Origin of the sequence: Streptomyces sp. NPDC008079, from assembly GCF_042957385.1 — a bacterium.
Taxonomy (GTDB): Bacteria; Actinomycetota; Actinomycetes; order Streptomycetales; family Streptomycetaceae; genus Actinacidiphila.
The window spans coordinates 186,409-204,884 of record NZ_JBIBIC010000011.1; the positions used below are offsets into that span (position 1 = coordinate 186,409).

At 73.0% G+C, this 18,476-nt stretch carries 12 protein-coding genes; 7 read left to right on the forward strand and 5 right to left on the reverse strand.

Annotated elements, in window-relative coordinates; genetic code table 11:
- Positions 1-188: 188 nt before the first annotated feature.
- Positions 189-935, reverse strand: a complete 747-nt coding sequence (locus tag ACFZAM_RS23405) for an IclR family transcriptional regulator (protein ID WP_355338424.1) — start codon at positions 933-935, stop codon at positions 189-191.
- A 197-nt stretch (positions 936-1,132) separates the two neighbouring features.
- On the opposite strand from ACFZAM_RS23405, the gene ACFZAM_RS23410 reads away from it, so the two are divergent.
- The 6 genes from ACFZAM_RS23410 (at position 1,133) to ACFZAM_RS23435 (ending at position 12,608) form a co-directional block, all read left to right on the forward strand.
- Entirely contained in the window at positions 1,133-2,527 is a 1,395-nt protein-coding gene (locus ACFZAM_RS23410) for an extracellular solute-binding protein (RefSeq protein WP_391048929.1), read from the forward strand.
- Positions 2,524-3,531, forward strand: a complete 1,008-nt coding sequence (locus ACFZAM_RS23415) for an ABC transporter permease subunit (RefSeq protein WP_391048932.1) — start codon at positions 2,524-2,526, stop codon at positions 3,529-3,531. The genes ACFZAM_RS23410 and ACFZAM_RS23415 overlap by 4 nt, the downstream gene beginning before the upstream one ends.
- Positions 3,528-4,418, forward strand: a complete 891-nt coding sequence (locus tag ACFZAM_RS23420; RefSeq protein WP_391048933.1) for an ABC transporter permease subunit — start codon at positions 3,528-3,530, stop codon at positions 4,416-4,418. The genes ACFZAM_RS23415 and ACFZAM_RS23420 overlap by 4 nt, the downstream gene beginning before the upstream one ends.
- The gene (locus ACFZAM_RS23425) at positions 4,418-5,275 is read left to right on the forward strand and encodes an NAD-dependent epimerase/dehydratase family protein (protein WP_391048936.1); all 858 of its coding nucleotides are present in this window, start codon (positions 4,418-4,420) and stop codon (positions 5,273-5,275) included. The genes ACFZAM_RS23420 and ACFZAM_RS23425 overlap by 1 nt, the downstream gene beginning before the upstream one ends.
- Before the next feature lie 102 nt (positions 5,276-5,377).
- Positions 5,378-8,560, forward strand: a complete 3,183-nt coding sequence (locus ACFZAM_RS23430) for a glycoside hydrolase family 38 C-terminal domain-containing protein (protein WP_391048938.1) — start codon at positions 5,378-5,380, stop codon at positions 8,558-8,560.
- Positions 8,561-8,687: 127 nt separating this feature from the next.
- A complete protein-coding gene (locus ACFZAM_RS23435; protein ID WP_391048941.1) occupies positions 8,688-12,608 on the forward strand; it encodes a discoidin domain-containing protein in 3,921 nt (1,306 codons plus the stop codon).
- A gap of 74 nt (positions 12,609-12,682) precedes the next feature.
- Here ACFZAM_RS23435 and ACFZAM_RS23440 read toward each other — a convergent pair whose 3' ends face one another.
- From ACFZAM_RS23440 to ACFZAM_RS23455, 4 genes are all read right to left on the reverse strand, one after another.
- A complete protein-coding gene (locus tag ACFZAM_RS23440) occupies positions 12,683-13,330 on the reverse strand; it encodes a thymidine kinase (protein ID WP_355338403.1) in 648 nt (215 codons plus the stop codon).
- 71 nt (positions 13,331-13,401) lie between these two features.
- Positions 13,402-14,595, reverse strand: a complete 1,194-nt coding sequence (locus tag ACFZAM_RS23445) for an alkaline phosphatase family protein (protein WP_391048945.1) — start codon at positions 14,593-14,595, stop codon at positions 13,402-13,404.
- Complete coding sequence (locus tag ACFZAM_RS23450) at positions 14,595-15,188, reverse strand: DUF5998 family protein (RefSeq protein ID WP_188286046.1); 594 nt, start codon at positions 15,186-15,188, stop codon at positions 14,595-14,597. The genes ACFZAM_RS23445 and ACFZAM_RS23450 overlap by 1 nt, the downstream gene beginning before the upstream one ends.
- A 76-nt stretch (positions 15,189-15,264) precedes the next feature.
- Positions 15,265-18,024, reverse strand: a complete 2,760-nt coding sequence (locus ACFZAM_RS23455) for a GNAT family N-acetyltransferase (RefSeq protein ID WP_391048948.1) — start codon at positions 18,022-18,024, stop codon at positions 15,265-15,267.
- Positions 18,025-18,185: 161 nt separating this feature from the next.
- On the opposite strand from ACFZAM_RS23455, the gene ACFZAM_RS23460 reads away from it, so the two are divergent.
- A complete protein-coding gene (locus ACFZAM_RS23460; protein WP_391048951.1) occupies positions 18,186-18,467 on the forward strand; it encodes an HPr family phosphocarrier protein in 282 nt (93 codons plus the stop codon).
- Positions 18,468-18,476: the final 9 nt, after the last annotated feature.

The window sequence follows — 18,476 nt, forward strand, 5'->3', positions numbered from 1 at the left end:
GTAACCCCCGCCACGCGGGACACACAAGGGGTCGGCACGCCCCGGTCGGCCGGACGGCCCGTCAGGCCGGGCCCGACAGCGCGTCAGGCCCGGCGGCAGGCGGGCGGCGGGCCGTCGGCGAGCAGGCGGGCGGCCCGTGCCGGTTCAGCGGCCGGCCCGCGGCCGGTCGGCGCGGTGGCGGCGGCCGGTCAGTGCTGGCCCAGCCGTTTGAGCAGGGTGCTCAGCGACTGCGCGGCCTCGGTGACCGCCTGCGCGACCTCCTCGACCCGCGCGTCGTCCATCCGGCTCTTGGGCGCCGAGCAACTGATCGCGTCCTCGCCCTGGCCGCCGCCGAGCGCGACCGCGACGCAGCGGATGTCGACGGAATTCTCGCCGTCGTCCGCCGCCCAGCCGCGCAGCCGCGCCTCGGCCAACTGGGCCAGGAACGCGTCGGGATCGACCACCGTGGTCGGGGTCATCCGCTCCAGCGGCCAGTCCAGCCGCCGCTGCACCTCGGCGTGGTCGTACTGCGAGAGCACCGCCTTGCCGAGCGCCGTGGCGTGCGCGGGGAGCCTGCGGCCGACCGCGGAGTACATCCGCAGCGCGTGCCGCGACTCGCGTTTGGCCAGGTAGACGACGTGCGTGCCGTCGAGCCTGCCCAGGTGCACGGCCTCGCCGGTCTCCTCGGCCAGCGCGTCGAGCACCGGCCCCGCCAGGCTGGTGACGTCGTCGCCCTCCAGGTAGGCGGTGCCCGTCAACAGCGCCTTGAGACCGAGGCTGTAGCGCGTCCCTGACGGGTCGAGATCCACCCACCGGCGCGCCTGCATCGTGCGCAGGATGGCGTGCAGGCTGCTCTTCGGCACCGCCATCGCCGTCGCCATCTCCGCCAGCGAGAGCCGGGCGCCGTCCGCGCCGAGCAGTTCGAGCACTTCCAGCACCCGAGCTGCGGACTTCACCTCTTCGGGCTTCCGCCCGCGCGCCGCTTCTGCCACCGATTCCACCGATCCTCCGCTCCCCGCCGCCGATGCACGACGCATAAGAGTGCCCACTCCCATCGCGGCGTGCGTCTTGACGCTATATCAAACACGACCCTAAGTTCAGTCACTCCAACGTCATTCGGTCTTCTGAACGGTCGAATCCTAGGTAGGGGCCCATGAACACACCATTCGCACGTTTTACCCCGAAGACGAGACTCGCCGCAGCCGCTGTGGCCACCGTCCTCTCGCTGAGCCCGCTGGCCGCCTGCGGCGGCGGCTCCTCCGGATCGGGGGACAGCAAGTCGCTGGAGATGTGGACCTTCAAGCAGTCGCACGTCGCCGGACTGCGCAACGCGGCGGCCGAGTTCAAGAAGCAGACCGGCATCACCGTCAAGATCGAGGCGTACGGACCGGACGACGCGTACAGCACCAAGCTCCAGGCCGCCGCCAAGACCCACGACCTGCCCGATGTGCTGGAGACGCACTCCGACGGCGAGGACCTGGTGCTCGGCGCCACCGGCATAGCCAAGGACATCGCGGGCGACGTCGACGCCGCCTGGAGCGGCCTGTACCAGAAGGGCGTCCAGGTCTCGGGCACCGTCACGGACGCGAAGTACACCGAGTCCAAGCCCGCCGACTCCAAGACGCACGGCGTGAGCAAGGGCCAGCGCTTCAGCGTGCCCTTCACCTCCGGGACCTTCGGCATCGTCATGGCCAACAAGAAGATGCTGGCCGCCGCCGGGATCACCAAGGCCCCCGCGAACTGGGACGAGTTCCTGGCCGACCTGAAGGCCACCACCACCAAGGACCCGAAGAACGGCGGGGTCAGCCTCGGTCTGAAGGTCAAGGCGACCGGTCTGACCTGGGTCCTCCAGCCGCTGGCCTTCGCCCAGTTGGGCAAGGAGAAGTACCAGGCGCTGTTCGGCAAGGACGCCGGCGCGGACTTCTCCTCCGCCGACGGCACCAAGGTCCTCACGCAGTACGCGCAGCTCCAGCCGTACTGGATGCCGGGCACCCAGACCCTCGACATCGACGCGGCCGACCAGGCGTTCGCCCAGGGCAAGTCGGCCTTCGACATCGGCGGCACCTTCACGCTGGCCTTCCTCCAGCAGAACGGCATGAACCCCGACGACGTGATGGCCTTCGGCCTGCCCTCGCCGGGCGACGGCGCGGTGCCCCACCGGGCGCTCGGCCCGCTGGCGCTCACCGGTCTGACGGTCACCTCCACCAGCAAGCACCCGGACAACGCCGAGAAGTGGATGAAGTTCCTGGCGCGGCCCGACATCGCCTCGAAGTTCGCCAAGGACGCCACCGACGTGCCCGCCACTGAACTCGGCGCGGACGCCGCCTCGGTGATGGGCCCGACCCTCGCCGACATGCTGAAGACCTTCGTCGGCACGCCGGAGACCACCTACGACCCGAGCGACAACACCTTCCGGCCGCCGACGTACGACCAGGACTCGATGGGCGAGGTGCTGGCCGACCTGACGCCGCTGAAGCAGAAGAGCGTGGACCAGACCGGCAAGGCGATGGCCAAGCTCAACAACTCCTTCTGGGCGACGTCCAAGTGACCACCGCACCCCGTCCCACGCTCACGGAGACGGCCGGCGCCGGCCGGGGAGGCGATCCCCGGCCGACCGCGCGCGCCGCCGCCGGCCGCGGCGCGCGCCCCCCGCGCCGCCGCGGCTACGAGGCCGTCTCCGGTTACCTGTTCGTCGCCCCCGCCGTCGTGCTCTTCGCGGTCATGGGCCTGTACACCGTCGGCTACGGCTTCCTGCTGAGCTTCGCCCGCTGGAACGGCTTCGCGCCGCACTGGGACTGGGTCGGCCTCCAGAACTACAAGGACCTGCTCTGGCAGAATCCGGCCTACGCGCCCCGGCTGCACCACGCGGCGCTCCACACCCTGTACGTGATGATCGCCGTCCCGCTGCTGACCGTCGCGGTGTCCTTCCCGCTGGCGATCCTGCTCAACTCCGCCAAGCGGATGCAGGGCGTGCTGCGTTCGGTGTACTTCGTGCCGTACGTCACCAGCGGCATCGCCGTCTTCTTCGCCTGGCAGTACATCCTCCAGCCGGACGGCGCGGTCAACACCCTGCTCAGCAGCGTCGGCATGGGGTCGCTCGCGCAGCCGCAGGGCTGGCTCGGCAACCCGCACACCGCGCTGCCCACGATGATCGTGGTCACCGTGTGGGGGGCGGTGCCGGTCGCGATGCTGATGTACCTCACCGGTCTTCAGACCATCGACCGCAGCGTGATGGAGGCCGCGCAGCTCGACGGCGCCGGATGGTGGCGGACGAACATGTCGGTGGTGTGGCCGCTGGTCCGGCCGATCACCTCGATCGTCGTGCTGCTCAATCTCCGCGACTCCCTCCAGGGCTTCCAGACCTTCCTGGTGATGACCAACGGCGGTCCCGGAGACCACACCAACGTCCTCGGCCTCGAGGCGTACCGGCTGGCCTTCCTCAAGGACCTGGCGCCGACGCTCGGCCTGGCGAGCGCCCTCGGCTGGCTGCTGTTCGCCGCCGCCGTGGTGCTCGCCCTGATCAACCTGCGAGTCATGCGGAGCAGAACATGACGACGAACATCTCCGGCGCGGGCCCCTCGCGCACCACAGGACCCGCCTCGCCGGCCAGGGCCGCCGTCTCGCGCGCCGCCGCGCGCTGGACCGTCGGCATCCTGCTGACGCTCTACGGCCTGGTCAGCGTCTACCCCTTCCTGTGGATGGTCTCGGCCGCCTTCAAGGACCAGGTCGAGGTGGTACGCGGCGGCCATCTGATCCCGCACCACCCGACGCTGGACACGCTGACCCACACCTGGAACCAACTGCACTTCTTCCACTACTTCCTGAACAGCCTTCAGGTCACCGCGCTCACCGTGGTGCTGACGCTCGGGGTGTACGCGGCGGCCGGATACGCCTTCGCGGTGCTGGACTTCCCCGGCCGCGGCCTGCTCCAGAAGCTCTTCGTCGCGCTGCTGTTCGTGCCCGGCATCACGGTGATGCTGCCGATCGTGCTGCTGGAGAACAAGATGGGCATCCTGGGCACGCACATCGGTCTGGTGCTGCCCTTCGTCAACGGCGGCGCGCCGCTGTCGGTGCTGCTGATGACCGGCGCCTTCAGCGCCGTGCCACGGGAGTTGCGGGAGTCGGCGCGGGTCGACGGCGCCAACGAGTTCCACATCTTCACCCGGATCTATCTGCCGCTGGCCAGGCCCGCGCTGATCACGGTGGCGCTGCTCACCGCGATCCCCACCTGGAACGAGTACCTGCTGACGCGGGTGTCGCTCAACGACGAGAGCACGTACACGCTGCCGCTCGGGCTCCAGACGCTCGCCTCGTCGAACGTGCCGCACTACAACAACCTGATGGCGGGCGCGCTGATCGTCGTCATCCCGGTGGCGCTGCTGTTCCTGAGCCTCCAGCGCTACTTCGTCAACGGCCTGGTCGGGGCGGTGAAGGGCTGATGCGCGTCCTGATCACGGGGGCCGCCGGACACATCGGCGGCCATGTCACCGCGGCGCTGCTGGCCGCCGGGCACGACCTGGTGCTCACCGACCTGCTGCCGGTGACCGAGCCGCGCGCCGCGCGCGTGCACACCGGCGACCTCCAGGACCCGGCACTGGTCCGCGAGGCCATGGCCGGCGCGGAGGCGGTGGTGCACCTCGGGGCGATCCCGCACCCGAACGACACCGACCCGAGCACGCTGTTCGCGCACAACTGCCTGACGGCGCACCGGGTGTTCGAGGAGGCGGGCCGGGCCGGGGTGCGCCGGGTGGTGGCCGCCTCCAGCATGGCCGCGGTGGGCCTGGCCTGGTCACCGGTGCCGGTCTCGCCGTCCTACGTCCCGCTGGACGAGGCCCATCCGAGCGTGCTGCGCGACCCGTACGGCCTGTCGAAGGCCGCGCTGGAGGAGGTGGCACGCACCGCGCACCGGCGCTGGGGCCTGGACGCGGTCTGTCTGCGGCTGCCCTTCACCGGGACCGGCGACCGGCTCGGCCACTTCCTGGACGCCTGCGCCGCCGACCCGGCCGGTCAGCGGCACGACCTGTGGGGCTGGCTGCACACCCTGGACGCGGCCGAGGCGGTACGGCGCGCGCTGGAGACCGAGCTGACCGGCTGTCACGTCGTCAACGTCACGGCCGCCGACACGACATCCGCGCTGCCGTCCGCGGAACTGATGGCCCGTCACCATCCGGGGGTGCCGCTGCGCAGCGGCCTCCCGGACCACGCCTCGCTCTTCGACACGGCCGCCTGCACGGAGCTGCTGGGCTTCACGCCCCGGCGCACCTGGCGTACGGCCGGAGCGGAGCGCCGTACCTGACCCCTCCCCCACGTCCCCCACGGCTTTCCCGCGAGCACTCGCCCTCCCCCATCCGCCCGCCCTTCCGGCACCCGCCCGCCCACGGCAGAAGGAAACGCAACTGTGCATGACGACCGGCACATCGTCGAAGAGCGGATCACCAAATTCCTCGCTCAGGTGGTCCGTCCCGCCCTCTACAGTGACGCGCTGACCCTCGATCTCGCCGCCTGGCAGGTGCCGGGCGAACCCGTACCGGTGGCCGACGCGCTGGCCGCGACGTACGCGCCCGCCGCGATCGGCGACACCTGGGGCGGTCCGTGGTCGACGACCTGGCTGCGGGCGACCGGCCGGATACCGGCGGCCTGGGCGGGCCGCCGGGTGGAGGCCGTCTTCGACCTGGGCTTCGACCCGACGAAGGGCCCCGGCGGCCAGGCCGAGGGCTTCGTCCACGACGCGGCGGGCGCACCCGTGCAGGGCCTGCACCCGCACCACCGCTCGGTGCTGCTCGCGGAGCCCGCCGCGGGCGGCGAACCGGTCGAGCTGCTGGTGGAGTTGGCGGCGAACCCGATGATCGAGGGCGCGCTCGCGGTCGGCACGCACTACGGCTCGCGGGACACCGCGGGCGAGGAGCACCTGTACCGGCTGCGCGCCGCCGAGATCGCGGTGCGCGAGGACGCGGTGTGGCACCTGCTGCACGACATGGAGGTGCTGGACGAGCTGATGCGCGAGCTGCCGACAGACGGGTCGCGGCGGCACGAGATCCTGCGGGCGCTCCAGCGGGCGGTCGACGCGGTCGACGTGCGCGCGGTCGCGGCCACCGCGCAGGCCGCCCGCGACCGGCTGACGGACGTGCTGTCCCGGCCCGCGCACGCCTCCGCGCACACCGTCACCGCGGTCGGGCACGCCCATATCGACTCGGCATGGCTGTGGCCGGTCCGCGAGACGGTCCGCAAGTGCGCCCGGACCTTCACCAATATGACGACGCTGGCCCAGGAGTACCCGGAGCTGGTCTTCGCCTGCTCCTCCGCGCAGCAGTACGCGTGGATGAAGGAGCGCCGCCCCGAGATCTTCGAGCGGATCAAGAAGGCGGTGTCCGACGGCAATTGGGCGCCGGTCGGCGGCATGTGGGTGGAGGCGGACGGCAATCTGCCCGGCGGGGAGGCGCTGGCCCGGCAACTCGTCTACGGGCGGCGGTTCTTCGCCGAGGAGTTCGGCATCCCGCAGGACGGCGTGTGGCTGCCCGACTCCTTCGGCTACACCGCCGCGTACCCGCAGCTCGCCGCGCTGGCCGGGGCCCGCTGGTTCCTCACCCAGAAGCTCTCGTGGAACGAGACCAACCGGCTGCCGCACCACACCTTCCACTGGGAGGGCATCGACGGCACCCGGATCTTCACCCACTTCCCGCCGGTCGACACCTACAACGCCTCCCTGACCGGCGCCGAACTGGCCCACGCCGAGCACAACTTCGCCGACAAGGGCGCCGCCACCCGCTCGCTCGCCCCCTTCGGCTTCGGCGACGGCGGCGGCGGGCCGACCCGCGAGATGCTGGAGAAGGCGCGGCGGCTGCGCGACCTGGAGGGCTCCACCCGCGTGGAAGTCGGCGATCCCTCGGCCTTCTTCGACGAGGCGCGCGAGGAGTACGAGCGGCTGCCGGTCTGGCGCGGCGAGCTGTACCTGGAGAATCACCGCGGCACCTACACCAGCCAGGCCCGTACCAAGCGCGGCAACCGGCGCGCGGAGGCGCTGCTGCGCGAGGCCGAGCTGTGGTCGGCGGCGGCCACGGTCCGCGGCGGCGCCCCCTACCCGTACGAGCGGCTGGAGTCGATCTGGCGGCGGGTGCTGCTGCACCAGTTCCACGACATCCTGCCGGGCTCCTCGATCGCCTGGGTGCACCGGGAGGCGGAGGCCGTACACCGGGAGTTGCAGGCCGAGTTGGCCGAGGTGATCGAGGCCGCGGTGGGTGCGGGGACGGGCGCGGGGCCCGCCGGTTCGGGGCCCGCCGGCTCAGGACCCGGCGGTTCGGGGCCCGCCGACTCAGGACCCGCCGACTCGGGACCCGTCTTCTACAACGCCGGGCCCTACGCGCGCCGCGAGGTGGCCGTCCTGCCCGCGGGCACCCCCGCCGCCGACGGCCAGCCGCTGTCCGACGGACGTACCGCCGTCCTCGTCGAGGCACCCGCCTTCGGCACCGGTCAGGCCGTGCGCTCCGCGCTGCCCCCGGTCTCGGTCACCGAGGACACCACCGGGATCACCCTCGACAACGGGGTGCTGCGGATACGGATCGACGCCGACGGCCTCGTGCGGTCCGCGTACGACCTGCGCGCCGGACGCGAGGCGATCGCCCCCGGCGCGGCGGGCAATCTGCTGCAACTCCACCCGGACGACCCCAACCGGTGGAGCGCCTGGAACATCGACGGCTACTACCGGGACACCGTCCGCGACCTCACCGCCGCCGACGCCGTCGAGGTCACCGAGGCCGGGCCGCTGCTCGCGTCGGTGCGCGTCACGCGCTCCTTCGGCGGCTCGCACCTCACGCAGGACCTGCAACTCACCGCCGGAAGCGCGCGGTTGACCGTCCGAACCGACATCGACTGGCAGGAGCGGGACACCCTCCTCAAGGCCGCGTGGCCGCTGAACGTGCACGCGGAGCGCGAGAGCGCCGAGATCCAGTTCGGGCACGTCCAGCGCCCCACCCACGAGAACACGAGCTGGGACGCCGCCCGCTTCGAACTCTGGGCCCACCGCTGGGTGCACGTGGGCGAGCACGGCTGGGGAGCCGCCGTCGTCAACGAATCCACCTACGGCCACGACGTCTCGCGCCTGACCCGCGACGACGGCGGTACGACCACCACGCTGCGGCTGTCGCTGCTGCGCGCGCCGCACAGCCCCGACCCGCAGGCCGACCGGGGGCGGCATTCCTTCGCCTACGGCCTGGTGGTCGGCGCCGGGGTCGGCGACGCCGTCGCCTCCGGCTACTCCTTCAACCTGCCGCTGCGGCCGGGCAGTTCGGCGTCGACCGGCGGGGCCGCCGCCGGGCCGTCGTTCGTCACCGTCGACAACCCCGACATCGTCGTGGAGACGGTGAAACTCGCCGACGACCGCGGCGGCGACGTGGTCGTCCGGCTCTACGAGTCGCGCGGCGGCGGCGCGCGCGGGGCGCTGCACACCGGCTTCCCCGTCGCCGCGGCGCACGTCACCGACCTCCTGGAGAGCCCCACCGATCCCCTCCCCCGGGCCGGGGACGGCTCCTTCCCGCTGGACCTGCGCCCGTTCCAGATCCTGACGCTCCGCCTGGCGCGTCCTTAGTGTCCGCCCGACGCGGGCCGGTTGCCCCCGCAGGCCCGTCGTGGCTGATCGCACCGTTCCCCGCGCCCCTCAAGACCTGGCGTACCGCCCTTCCCCCTGGAAACCGACCCTCCGTAGGAGAAGCCACATGAGACCCACCCTCGCACGATGGCTGCGGCCCCCCGCCGCGTTAGCACTGCTGCTGCTCGCGGCCCTCCTGCTCCCTCCGTCGTCGCGGGCCGCCGCGGCGGCGCTGTATCCGCTGGGCGTCGGCGCCGACCTCGGCCCGAAACCGGTCACGCTGGGCCTGACGGCGAGCGCGGGCGACTCCGCCGACGGCCTGCGCACCGGTGAGAAGAACGGAAAGCCGTACTGGCAGACCGATGTGGCGGCCGGCACGGACTACATCAAGCTGGCGCTGGACCGGGAGTGGACCGACACCGTCGGCGGCGCCGGCCAGGTCACCGTGGCGGTGACGTACGACGACGCGCCCGACGGGACGACGCTTCGGCTGACGCGCGGCGCGAGCGACCTCGTCGGCAGCGTGCCGCTCACCGGAGCGGCCGGATGGACGACGGAAGCCTTCACCGTACCGGCGGACTTCGGGACGGAGGCGGGCCGTGAGCTGCGGCTGTCGGGGTCGAAGGACGGGGCGCCCGCCGACGTGACGGTGGCGTCGGTGAGGGTCGCCGCGGGCCAGTCCGTGGACCTCGGCACCGCGGTCGACGCGCACGGCATCTCGCCGCGGGCGGGCGACAACGACACGCACCTGGTGACCGGCACGGAGGCGGGCCGCGGCTACTGGGGAACCGACCAGAGCCACCCGGGCGCCGAGACCGGCTTCTTCTACATGAACGTGGACGACACCGCGCTGTACGACAACCGCGACCCGGTCGCGGTCACCGTCGACTACCTCGACCGGGGCAACGGAGCGATCCAGCTCCAGTACGACTCCCCCGGCGACACGATCCCGGAGATGTTCAAGAACTCGCCGGTCTTCACCTACGGCGACTCGGGGACCTGGAAGACCCACACCTTCCTGCTGGACGACGCGATCCTCACCAACCGCTCCAACGGCTCGGACTTCCGCATCACCACCGGCGGCAGCCCGGCCGAACTGAAGGTCGCCCGCGTCTCGGTGACCGCGCTGCCGCGCGTGCTCGACCCGACGACCGGCCTCAAGCAGCTTGTGGCGCAGGCCGATCTGGCCTACCTCGCGGCCCGCGAGGGCACCCGCGACGGGCAGTACCCGGCCGGCGCGAAGGCCGCGCTCCAGCAGGCCGCCGACGCGGCCCGCGCGGTCGCGAACGGCACCGGCGTCACCGACGAGCAGGCCCGTACCGCCTTCCACGCGCTGGCCGCCGCGCTCGACGTCTTCCACGCCGCCGCCGTGAACACCGACCTGGCGCACCTGGGCACCGCCACCGCCTCGTCCACCGCCGCCGGGTCCGCCCCGGCCGCGGCGATCGACGGGAACGGCGGCAGCGCCTGGGTCAGCGGGGACGGCGGGACAGGCGAGACCTTCACCGTGGACCTGGGCGCGGCCAAGCGCTTCAACCAGGTCAAGGCCGGCTGGACCGGCGCCTTCTCCTCCGACTACACCGTCCAGGTGTCCACGGACGGGACGCGCTTCACGGACGTGGGCCGCACCGGGGCCGTCGGCGGCTCGGTGTTCACCACCGCCTTCGCTCCGACGACCGCCCGGTACGTCCGGCTGGCGATCCACGGGTACAGCGCGGGCCAGACCAAGGTGGGTCTCGCCGTCCTCGAGGTCCGCGACCAGCGGGTGGTCACACCGCACCCGAAGCTGGTCACCACCCGCTACTCGACCGGCGCTCCGGTCGTCGCCGACTTCGACATCCGCGACTACGGCGTCGACACCTCGGGGAAGAGGGACGCGACCGCCGCCGTGCAGTCCGCGCTGTACGACTGCCAGGACGCGGGCGGCGGCACGGTGTGGCTGGGCGCGGGCACCTACCGCCTCACCACCACCGTGGAGGTCCCGGCCTTCTGCTCGCTGATCGGCGACCGGCGCGACCCGGACCGCGGGTCCGGCGGCTACGGCACGGTGATCCGCGCCGACCTGCCGCCGGGAGCCGACGGGCCGGTGCTCTTCCGGGTCGGCGGCAGCGCCTCCGTCCAGGGCCTGACCACCTACTACCCGCGGCAGAACGCGGCCCACCCGGTGCCGTACAACAACACCTTCGAGATTCCGGGTTCGGCCTGGCAGAGCGACGCGAATTTCATGATGAGCACGGTCGCGCACGTCACGATGCTCAACTCGTACAAGGGTGTCGGGGTCTCCACGAAGACCGACGACCGCGGCAGGCCCGCGGTGCAGGGCCAGGTGCACGAGTCGGCGACGCTCGCCGACATCAAGGGGACGGTGCTGTTCACCGGGGCCACCGGTTACAACGGCTCGGACGTCGGCACCTGGAGCGACATCACCTTCTCCAACTCCTACTGGGCGCACGCGCCTTCGGCGTACGACCCGCCCGCGCGGTCGGCGCTCGACCGGTGGACGCGGGCCAACGGCACGGGACTCGTCCTCGGTGACCTGGAGTGGGACCAGTTCTCCCGGATCTCGCTGTCCGACTACCGCACCGGCATCCAGGTCGTGAAGGGCCAACGGGCGGCTTTCGTCGGCGCGTTCCAGCAGACCCGGGTGGTGCGCACCGATGTGGCCCTCCAGGTGGACGACATCGACACCCGCTGGGGCATGACGGTGGCCGGGGGCACGCTCCAGGGCAGCGTCGCGTCGATCCGCAACGCCACCAAGGGATTTGTGAAGGTCACCGGTACGGCGCTGGACGGCGCGACCTCCGGCACGGTCGTGACGATGCCCGGTCCCGTACCGGTCCAGGCCGCCGCACCCGACCTGCCCGCGCCTCGCGGGCACGCCCTGTACGCGGCGGGCGCCGTCCCGCACGGCGTGGGCTACCAGCCCGCCGCCGACGCCACCGCGGGCATCCAGCGGCTGCTGGACCGGGCGGGCGCGCGGGGCGGCGGCACCGTGTACCTGCCCGCGGGCTGGTACCGGGTCGAGGGCCGGCTGCGGGTACCGGCCGGGGTCGAACTGCGGGGCGCCTCGTCCTCGCCGAACCGCGACGAGGACGGCGCCAGCGGCGGCACCGTGCTGTTCGCCTACGCGGGCCGGAACACCGCGAACGCCGACACCGACGCCGCCTTCGTCACGCTCGCCGGAAACGGCTCGGGCGTGCGCGGTCTGCGGGTCTTCCACCCGGAAAACAACCCCGCGACCGGCTACGTCCCCTACCCGTACGACATCCGGGGCACCGGCCGCGGCACGTATGTGGTCGACGTCGGTCTGACCAACGCGTGGAACGCCGTGGACGAGGGCAACGACGGCTTCGTGGTGCACAAGCTGACCGGGGTCTTCCTCAACCGGGGCGTCACGGCGCGCGCGGGCCGCGGCGGTCTGGTCGACGGTGTGCTCAGCAACGGCAACGCGGTGAACCGCACCGGCTTCGGCATTCCCGGCTGGGGCCTCGGCAGCGATCTGTTCGCGCAGACCATCGACGGGTTCACCCGCAAGAACACCGACCTGGTGCATGTCGACGGCGCCCGCGGCCTGACGGTCTCGGACGTCTTCGGCTACGGCATGCACAACGGTCTGGTGGTCACCTCCGGCGACGTCCGCGCCTTCAACCTGGGCACGGACAACCTCGGCGACGGCGGTTACACCGTGAAGGCGGGCGCCTCGGCCGACGTCACGGCGGTCAACGTGCTGCGCTACAACGGCGCGACGTCCACCGGTCCCGCGAAGCTGCTGGGCATCATGGCGATCAACATGGTGCAGCAGTCGGTGACCGCCACGGCCGAGCCCGCGAGCGGCGGGAAGGTCACCGTCGGCGGGAACCAGACGGAGCCGGGCCGCTTCGAGCGCGGCGACACCGCGACCGTGACGGCCGTACCGGCGCCCGGCTTCCAACTGCTGGGCTGGACGCTCGACGGCGCCCAACTGCCCGACAGCGGGCCGACGATCACCGTGCCGGTGACCGGGGACCGCACGGTCGTGGCGCGTTTCGGTCCGGTCGGCGTCAACTGACCGGCGGGCGGGCCCGGTCGACCGCCGTCGTGCGGCCGGCCGGGCCCGTCGTCATGAGCGGGTGACCGCCGCGGTCAGGAGTGGGTGACCGGCAGCACGTCGGGCGAGAGCGTGCCCGCGCCCGCGGTCGCGCTGGTCATCCGGCGGCGGTGGTGACGGCGGCACAGCACCTCGTAGCCGACCTCGCCGGACCGGTCGACGTCGCCGATCACCACCTGCGCGCCCTCGACGACCATCACGCCGTCGACCGTACGGGCGTTGTGGGTGGCGCGCTCGCCGCACCAGCACAGCGCCTCGACCTGAAGGGCCTCGACGCGGTCGGCGAGTTCGATCAGCCGCTGCGAGCCGGGGAAGAGCCGGGTGCGGAAGTCGGTGGTGATGCCGAACGCGTGGACGTCCAGGTCGAGTTCGTCGACCACCCGCGCCAACTGGTCGATCTGCTCGGGCGCGAGGAACTGCGCCTCGTCCACGATCACGTAGTCCACCCGGCCGCCGCGGCTGAGCACGCCGACCACGTGGCCGTACAGGTCCATGCCGTCCGCGACCTCGACGGCGTCGGTGACCAGGCCGAGCCGCGAGGAGAGCTTGCCCTCGCCCGCGCGGTCGTCCCTGGTGAAGATCACCGACTGGAGGCCGCGAGCGGTGCGGTTGTGGACGATCTGGAGGGCGAGGGTGCTTTTGCCGCAGTCCATCGTTCCGGAGAAGAAGACCAGCTCGGGCATGGGAAGGACGACGGCCTTTCGATGGGGGGCGGGAGAGCGCGGGGGCGGGAAAGCGCGGGGGCGGGCGGGCCTCAGGAGCGTACTTCGAGCAGCGGTACGAGCTGCTCGGCGGCGGCCATCGAGCCGTGCAGGCCGACCATCTTCGACTCCCCCGATTCCGTGCGGTGGGCGACGACCGCGATGTCGTCGCGGGCGACGGCCACGACGTCGCCGATCCGGCCGAACACCCGCTCGTCCGGCGGCGGTCCGAACCAGCCCGCCTCGATCGCCTCGGCCCTGGTCGCCACCCACATCTGCTCGCCGAGGACCTCGCTCCACACCGCGTGCACGTCGGCGGCGGCGCCGGGCACCGCGTAGACGTGCCGGGCGCGGGCCTCGCCGCCGAGCACCGCGACCCCGGCGCGCAGTTCCCAGTCCTCGTCGAAGTCGATCCGGGACCGCTCGTCGAAGGGGATGTCGATCATGCCGTGGTCGGCGGTGACGTACAGGGCGCTGCGCGGCGGCAGTTGCTCGGCGAGCCGCTGCGCCAGCCGGTCGACCATCATGAGCTGGCCGCGCCAGGCGTCGGAGTCGACGCCGTGCCGGTGCCCCATGCCGTCCAGCTCGCTGTAGTACGTGTAGACCAGCGTGCGGTCGGCGGCGCCGAGCCGGTCGGCGGCCAGGTCCATCCGCTCCTCGCCGGTGAGACGCCCGTGGAAGGTGCCGCCGGACAGCGCGACCTTGGTCAGCGGGGTGTTGACGAAGGTCGGCGAGGAGACCTGGCAGGTGGCGATCCCGGCGGCGTCGGCGAGCTGGAAGACGGTGGGGTGCGGCTGCCAGACGTGCGGCGCGGTCCAGGGCTGCCAGCGCAGCTGGTTCATCAGCTCGCCGGTGGCCGGATTGAGCGTGGTGTAGCCCGCCAGGCCGTGCGCGGACGGCGGCAGCCCGGTGCCGACCGAGCCGAGCGAGGTCGCGGTCGTCGCCGGGAATCCGGCGGTCAGCGGGCGGCCGGTGCCGCCGCGCGAGGTCGGCAGCAGCGAGGTGAGGTACGGCGCCTCGTCGGGGTGGGCGAGGATCAGCTCCCAGCCGAGGCCGTCCACGAGGAAGACGCAGACCCGGTCGGCGGGCGCCAGTTCCAGGCCGGTGGCCGGCATGCCGGGGACGGCGAATCCGGCGACGGCGGCCGGGATGACGTCACAGAGCGCGCCGGTGCCGTAGTCGGGTACGGGAGCGGTACGCGGATCGAGCGGCGCGGAACCGTACCCGCCGTGCAGCGGCTGGACCATCAGTCAGTGGCCGCTGTCGCCTCGGAGAGCGCCTGCGCGAAGGCCAGGGTCTGGCGGACGGTGTCCGGGCCGTCGCCCGCCTCGCTGACCCGCAGCGACAGGTCGTCGGCGGTCGAGGAGCCGGTGTAGCCGTGGTCGGCCTCGCAGTTGGGGTCGCCGCAGGCGGCGGGCTCCAGGTCGAGCCGCGAGACCGCGCCCCAGCCGATGGTGAGCACCACTTCGCGGGGCAGCGTGCCGGGCGTGTACGACTCCGGGTTCGCGACCACCCGGCTGACCACGACCGAGGAGATCCGGCCGATCTTCACCGATTCGGTGGACGTGGTGGCGTACGGCGTCGGCGAGGTGTCGTCGGCGGCCTGCTCGTCGGTGTGGCTGACGATGAAGCGGCTGTCGGTGAGCACCAGCACGGTCACATGACGACGGACCTCGTTGGCGTCGAAGCTGGTCTCCTGGTGGACCAGGTAGGAGGAGACCGGCTCGCGTCCGACCGCCGCCTCGACGGCCTCCGCCACGAGGGTGGGGTAGTAGCCGCTGCGCTCGATGGCCGTGCGCAGGCCCTGAGTCGTAGTACCGGTCTTCGCCATGCCGACCATCCTAAGGGCCAGGTACGACCGCGACGTGCTCGGAGCGCGACCCGGCGTGCGGGCGGGCGCGGGAGCGGGCGCCGGGTCAGAACGAGGACAGCGCCCGCGGCCCGAGATCGGTGCGGGCGGGCGGCCTGGCCAGGCGGACGGACGCGCCGAGGACGGTCAGGCCGCGCGAGGAGACCACCACCGGTTCCAGGTCGACCGCGACGACCTCCGGGAGGTCGGCGGTCAGCAGCGACACGCGCAGCAGCAGCTCCTCCAGCGCGTCGGTGTCGACCGGCTCGGCGCCGCGCCAGCCGAACAGCAGCGGCGCGGCCTTGATGGAGCGGACCAGTTCGGCCGCGTCCCGGTCGGTGGCGGGGACGAGCCGGTGGGCGGTGTCGCCGAGCAGCTCCGAGGGCGCGCCCGCCAGGCCGAAGGACAGCACGGCGCCCGCGGCGGGGTCGACGCCCGCCCGTACCACCGTGTCCACCCCGCGCGGCGCCATCGCCTGCACGACGGGCAGCAGCTCCCGCGGGGTGCCCAGCCGCGCGGTCAGCTCGTCGTAGGCGCGCCGCAGGTCGCCCTCGTCCGCCAGGTCCAGGCGTACGCCGCCGAGGTCGGCGCGGTGCCGCAGGTGGGGGGCGGTGGTCTTGAGGGCGACCGGGTAGCCGAGCCGGGCGGCGGCGGCCACGGCGGTGTCGGCGTCGGGGGCGGGCAGCGCGCCGCGCACCTGGATGCCGTACCGGCCGAGCAGCGTCGCGGTGTCCGCGTCGCCGAGCGCGATCCCGCCCTCGGGCGCCTCGCCGGGCGGCAGCAGGCGGCGTACGTCGTCGGCCGCCGCGGCCTCCTGGATGTCGTCGAACTGCGGGATCCGGCCGGGGTCCGCCGATCCGGCGCGCCAGGCCGCGTAGCCGGCGGCCTCGGCGAGCGCGCGCACGGCCCGGTCGGGCGCGGAGTAGGCGGGGATACGGGAGGCGGCCTCGTCGCCGGGCGCGCCGAGCCGGTCGGCCAGGGTCTCCAGGGCGAGGTGGGCGACCACCACCGGCTTGCCGCCGCCCGCGGCGGCGGTCGTACGGCGCAGCGCCTCGGCGAGCGCCGGGTCGTCGCCGGACTCGGGGTCGGGGGCGTCCTCGGAGCCGACGCGCGGGATCGCGGTGACGACGACGGCGTCGCTGCCGGGGTCGGCGAGCGCGGCGCCGAGGGCGGCGGCGAAGTCGTCGGGGGTGGCCGCGGTGGTGAGGTCGAGGGGCGCGGCGGGCCGCAGTCCCGCGGTGAGCGCGGCGTCGTAGGTGAGCAGGCCGAGCGATTCGGAGTTGCCGAGGACGGCGATCCGGTCGCCCGCGGGCAGCGGCTGGAGGGCCAGGAAGAGTCCGGCGTCCAGCAGTTCGGTGACGGTGTCCACGCGGATCACCCCGGCCTGCCGGAAGAGCGCGGAGACGGTGGAGTCGGGGATGCGGGTGGCGGGCACGGCGTGTCCTGCCGGGACGGAGCCGGAGTGCAGGGCGCCCTTGACGACGACCACCGGTTTGGCGGCGGCGGTGCGGCGGGCGAGCCGGGTGAACTTCCGCGGGTTGCCGAAGGATTCGAGGTACATCAGGACGGCGTCGGTGTCGGGGTCGTCCTGCCAGTACTGGAGGAGGTCGTTGCCCGAGACGTCGGCGCGGTTGCCCGCGGAGACGAAGGAGGAGGGGCCCGCGCCGCGGCGGTGCAGTCCGGAGAGCAGGGCGATGCCGATCGAGCCGGACTGGGTGAACAGGCCGAGGCGTCCGCTGCGCGGCATCTCGGGCGACAGGGAGGCGTTGAGCCGGACCCCGGCGGCAGTGTTGAGGACGCCGAAGGCGTTCGGGCCGATCACCCGCATGCCGTGGCTCCTGGCCTGCCGGACCAGCTCGCGCTGGCGCGCCCTGCCCTCCTCGCCGGTCTCGGAGTATCCGGCGGCGACCACCACCAGGCCCTGGACGCCCGCGGCGCCGCAGTCGGCGACGGCCTCGGGGACCCGGTCGGCGGGCACGGCGATCACGGCGAGGTCGACGGGCGCGCCGATGCCGAGGACGGAGCGGTGGCCGGGCACGCCGTCGATGTCGGTTCCGCCCTCGGGGAAGGAGCGGTTGACGGCGTAGACGTGGCCGGTGAAGCCGCCCGCGACGATGTTGCGCAGCAGCGTACGGCCGACGCCGCCCGGCCTGCGGCCGGTGCCGACGACGGCGACCGAGCCGGGGCGCAGCAGCCGCTGGACGGAGCGGGCCTCGGCGCGGTGCTCGCGGGCCCGCATCACCTGGACGGACTGCTCGGTGGGTTCCAGGTCGAGTTCGAGGTGGACGACGCCGTCGGTGAAGCTGCGCTGCTGGGTGAAGCCCGCGTCGGTGAAGACCTTGACCATCTTGCGGTTGGTGGGCAGGACTTCGGCGGTGAAGTGCAGGATGCCGCGCTCGCGGGCGACGGCGGCGATGTGTTCGAGCAGCGCGGAGGCGACGCCGCGGCCCTGGTGCGCGTCCTGGACGAGGAAGGCGACCTCGGCGCGGGTGCCGGTGGTGCCCTTGTCGGCGGAGACGGCCCGGCCCGCGTCGTCGGTGCGGTCGTAGCGGACGGTGGCGATGAAGTCGCCGCCGACGGTGGCGGCCAGGCCGACGCGGTCGTTGTAGTCGTGGTGCGTGAAGCGGTGCACGTCCCGGTCGGACAGCCGGGGGTAGGGCGCGAAGAAGCGGTAGTACTTCGACTCGTCGGAGACCTGCTCGTAGAAGTCGACGAGCCGTCCCGCGTCGTCGGGCCCGATCGGCCGGATGTGGGCGATCCCGCCGTCCCGCAGTACGACGTCCGCCTCCCAGTGGACGGGGTACGGATGCGCCGTCTGCTCGCTCATGGCCCCAGCGTAAGCGGGTGGCCCGGCGGGCGCGTCACACTCGCGGAGCCGACGCGCAGGGGGCAGTCTGGTGGGGGCCGCGATCGTGCCGACGTGCCGGAGCAGCGCTCCGGCCGTGCGAAACTGGTCTAGACAACTGGAACGACCCGAAGGGCAGCACCATGGTTGAGCGCTGTGTCAACGTCGGCTGGGCGGAGGGCCTGCACGCCCGCCCCGCGTCCATCTTCGTCCGCGCGGCCATGGCCGCGGGCGTCCCCGTGACGATCGCGAAGGCCGACGGCGGCCCGGTGAACGCCGCGTCCATGCTGGCGGTGCTGAGCCTCGGCGCGCAGGGCGGCGAGGAGATCGTGCTCGCCTCGGAGGCCGACGGCGCCGACGCCGCGCTCGACCGGCTGGCGAAGCTCGTCGCCGAGGGCCTGGAAGAGCTTCCCGAGACCGTCTGAGACGCGGCG

Coding starts and splice junctions, on each gene's coding strand:
- ACFZAM_RS23410 (WP_391048929.1), top strand. CDS start 1,133: ATGAACACACCATTCGCACGTTTTACCCCGAAGACGAGACTCGCCGCA.
- ACFZAM_RS23420 (WP_391048933.1), top strand. CDS start 3,528: ATGACGACGAACATCTCCGGCGCGGGCCCCTCGCGCACCACAGGACCC.
- ACFZAM_RS23425 (WP_391048936.1), top strand. CDS start 4,418: ATGCGCGTCCTGATCACGGGGGCCGCCGGACACATCGGCGGCCATGTC.
- ACFZAM_RS23435 (WP_391048941.1), top strand. CDS start 8,688: ATGAGACCCACCCTCGCACGATGGCTGCGGCCCCCCGCCGCGTTAGCA.
- ACFZAM_RS23440 (WP_355338403.1), bottom strand. CDS start 13,330: ATGCCCGAGCTGGTCTTCTTCTCCGGAACGATGGACTGCGGCAAAAGC.
- ACFZAM_RS23445 (WP_391048945.1), bottom strand. CDS start 14,595: ATGGTCCAGCCGCTGCACGGCGGGTACGGTTCCGCGCCGCTCGATCCG.
- ACFZAM_RS23450 (WP_188286046.1), bottom strand. CDS start 15,188: ATGGTCGGCATGGCGAAGACCGGTACTACGACTCAGGGCCTGCGCACG.
- ACFZAM_RS23455 (WP_391048948.1), bottom strand. CDS start 18,024: ATGAGCGAGCAGACGGCGCATCCGTACCCCGTCCACTGGGAGGCGGAC.
- ACFZAM_RS23460 (WP_391048951.1), top strand. CDS start 18,186: ATGGTTGAGCGCTGTGTCAACGTCGGCTGGGCGGAGGGCCTGCACGCC.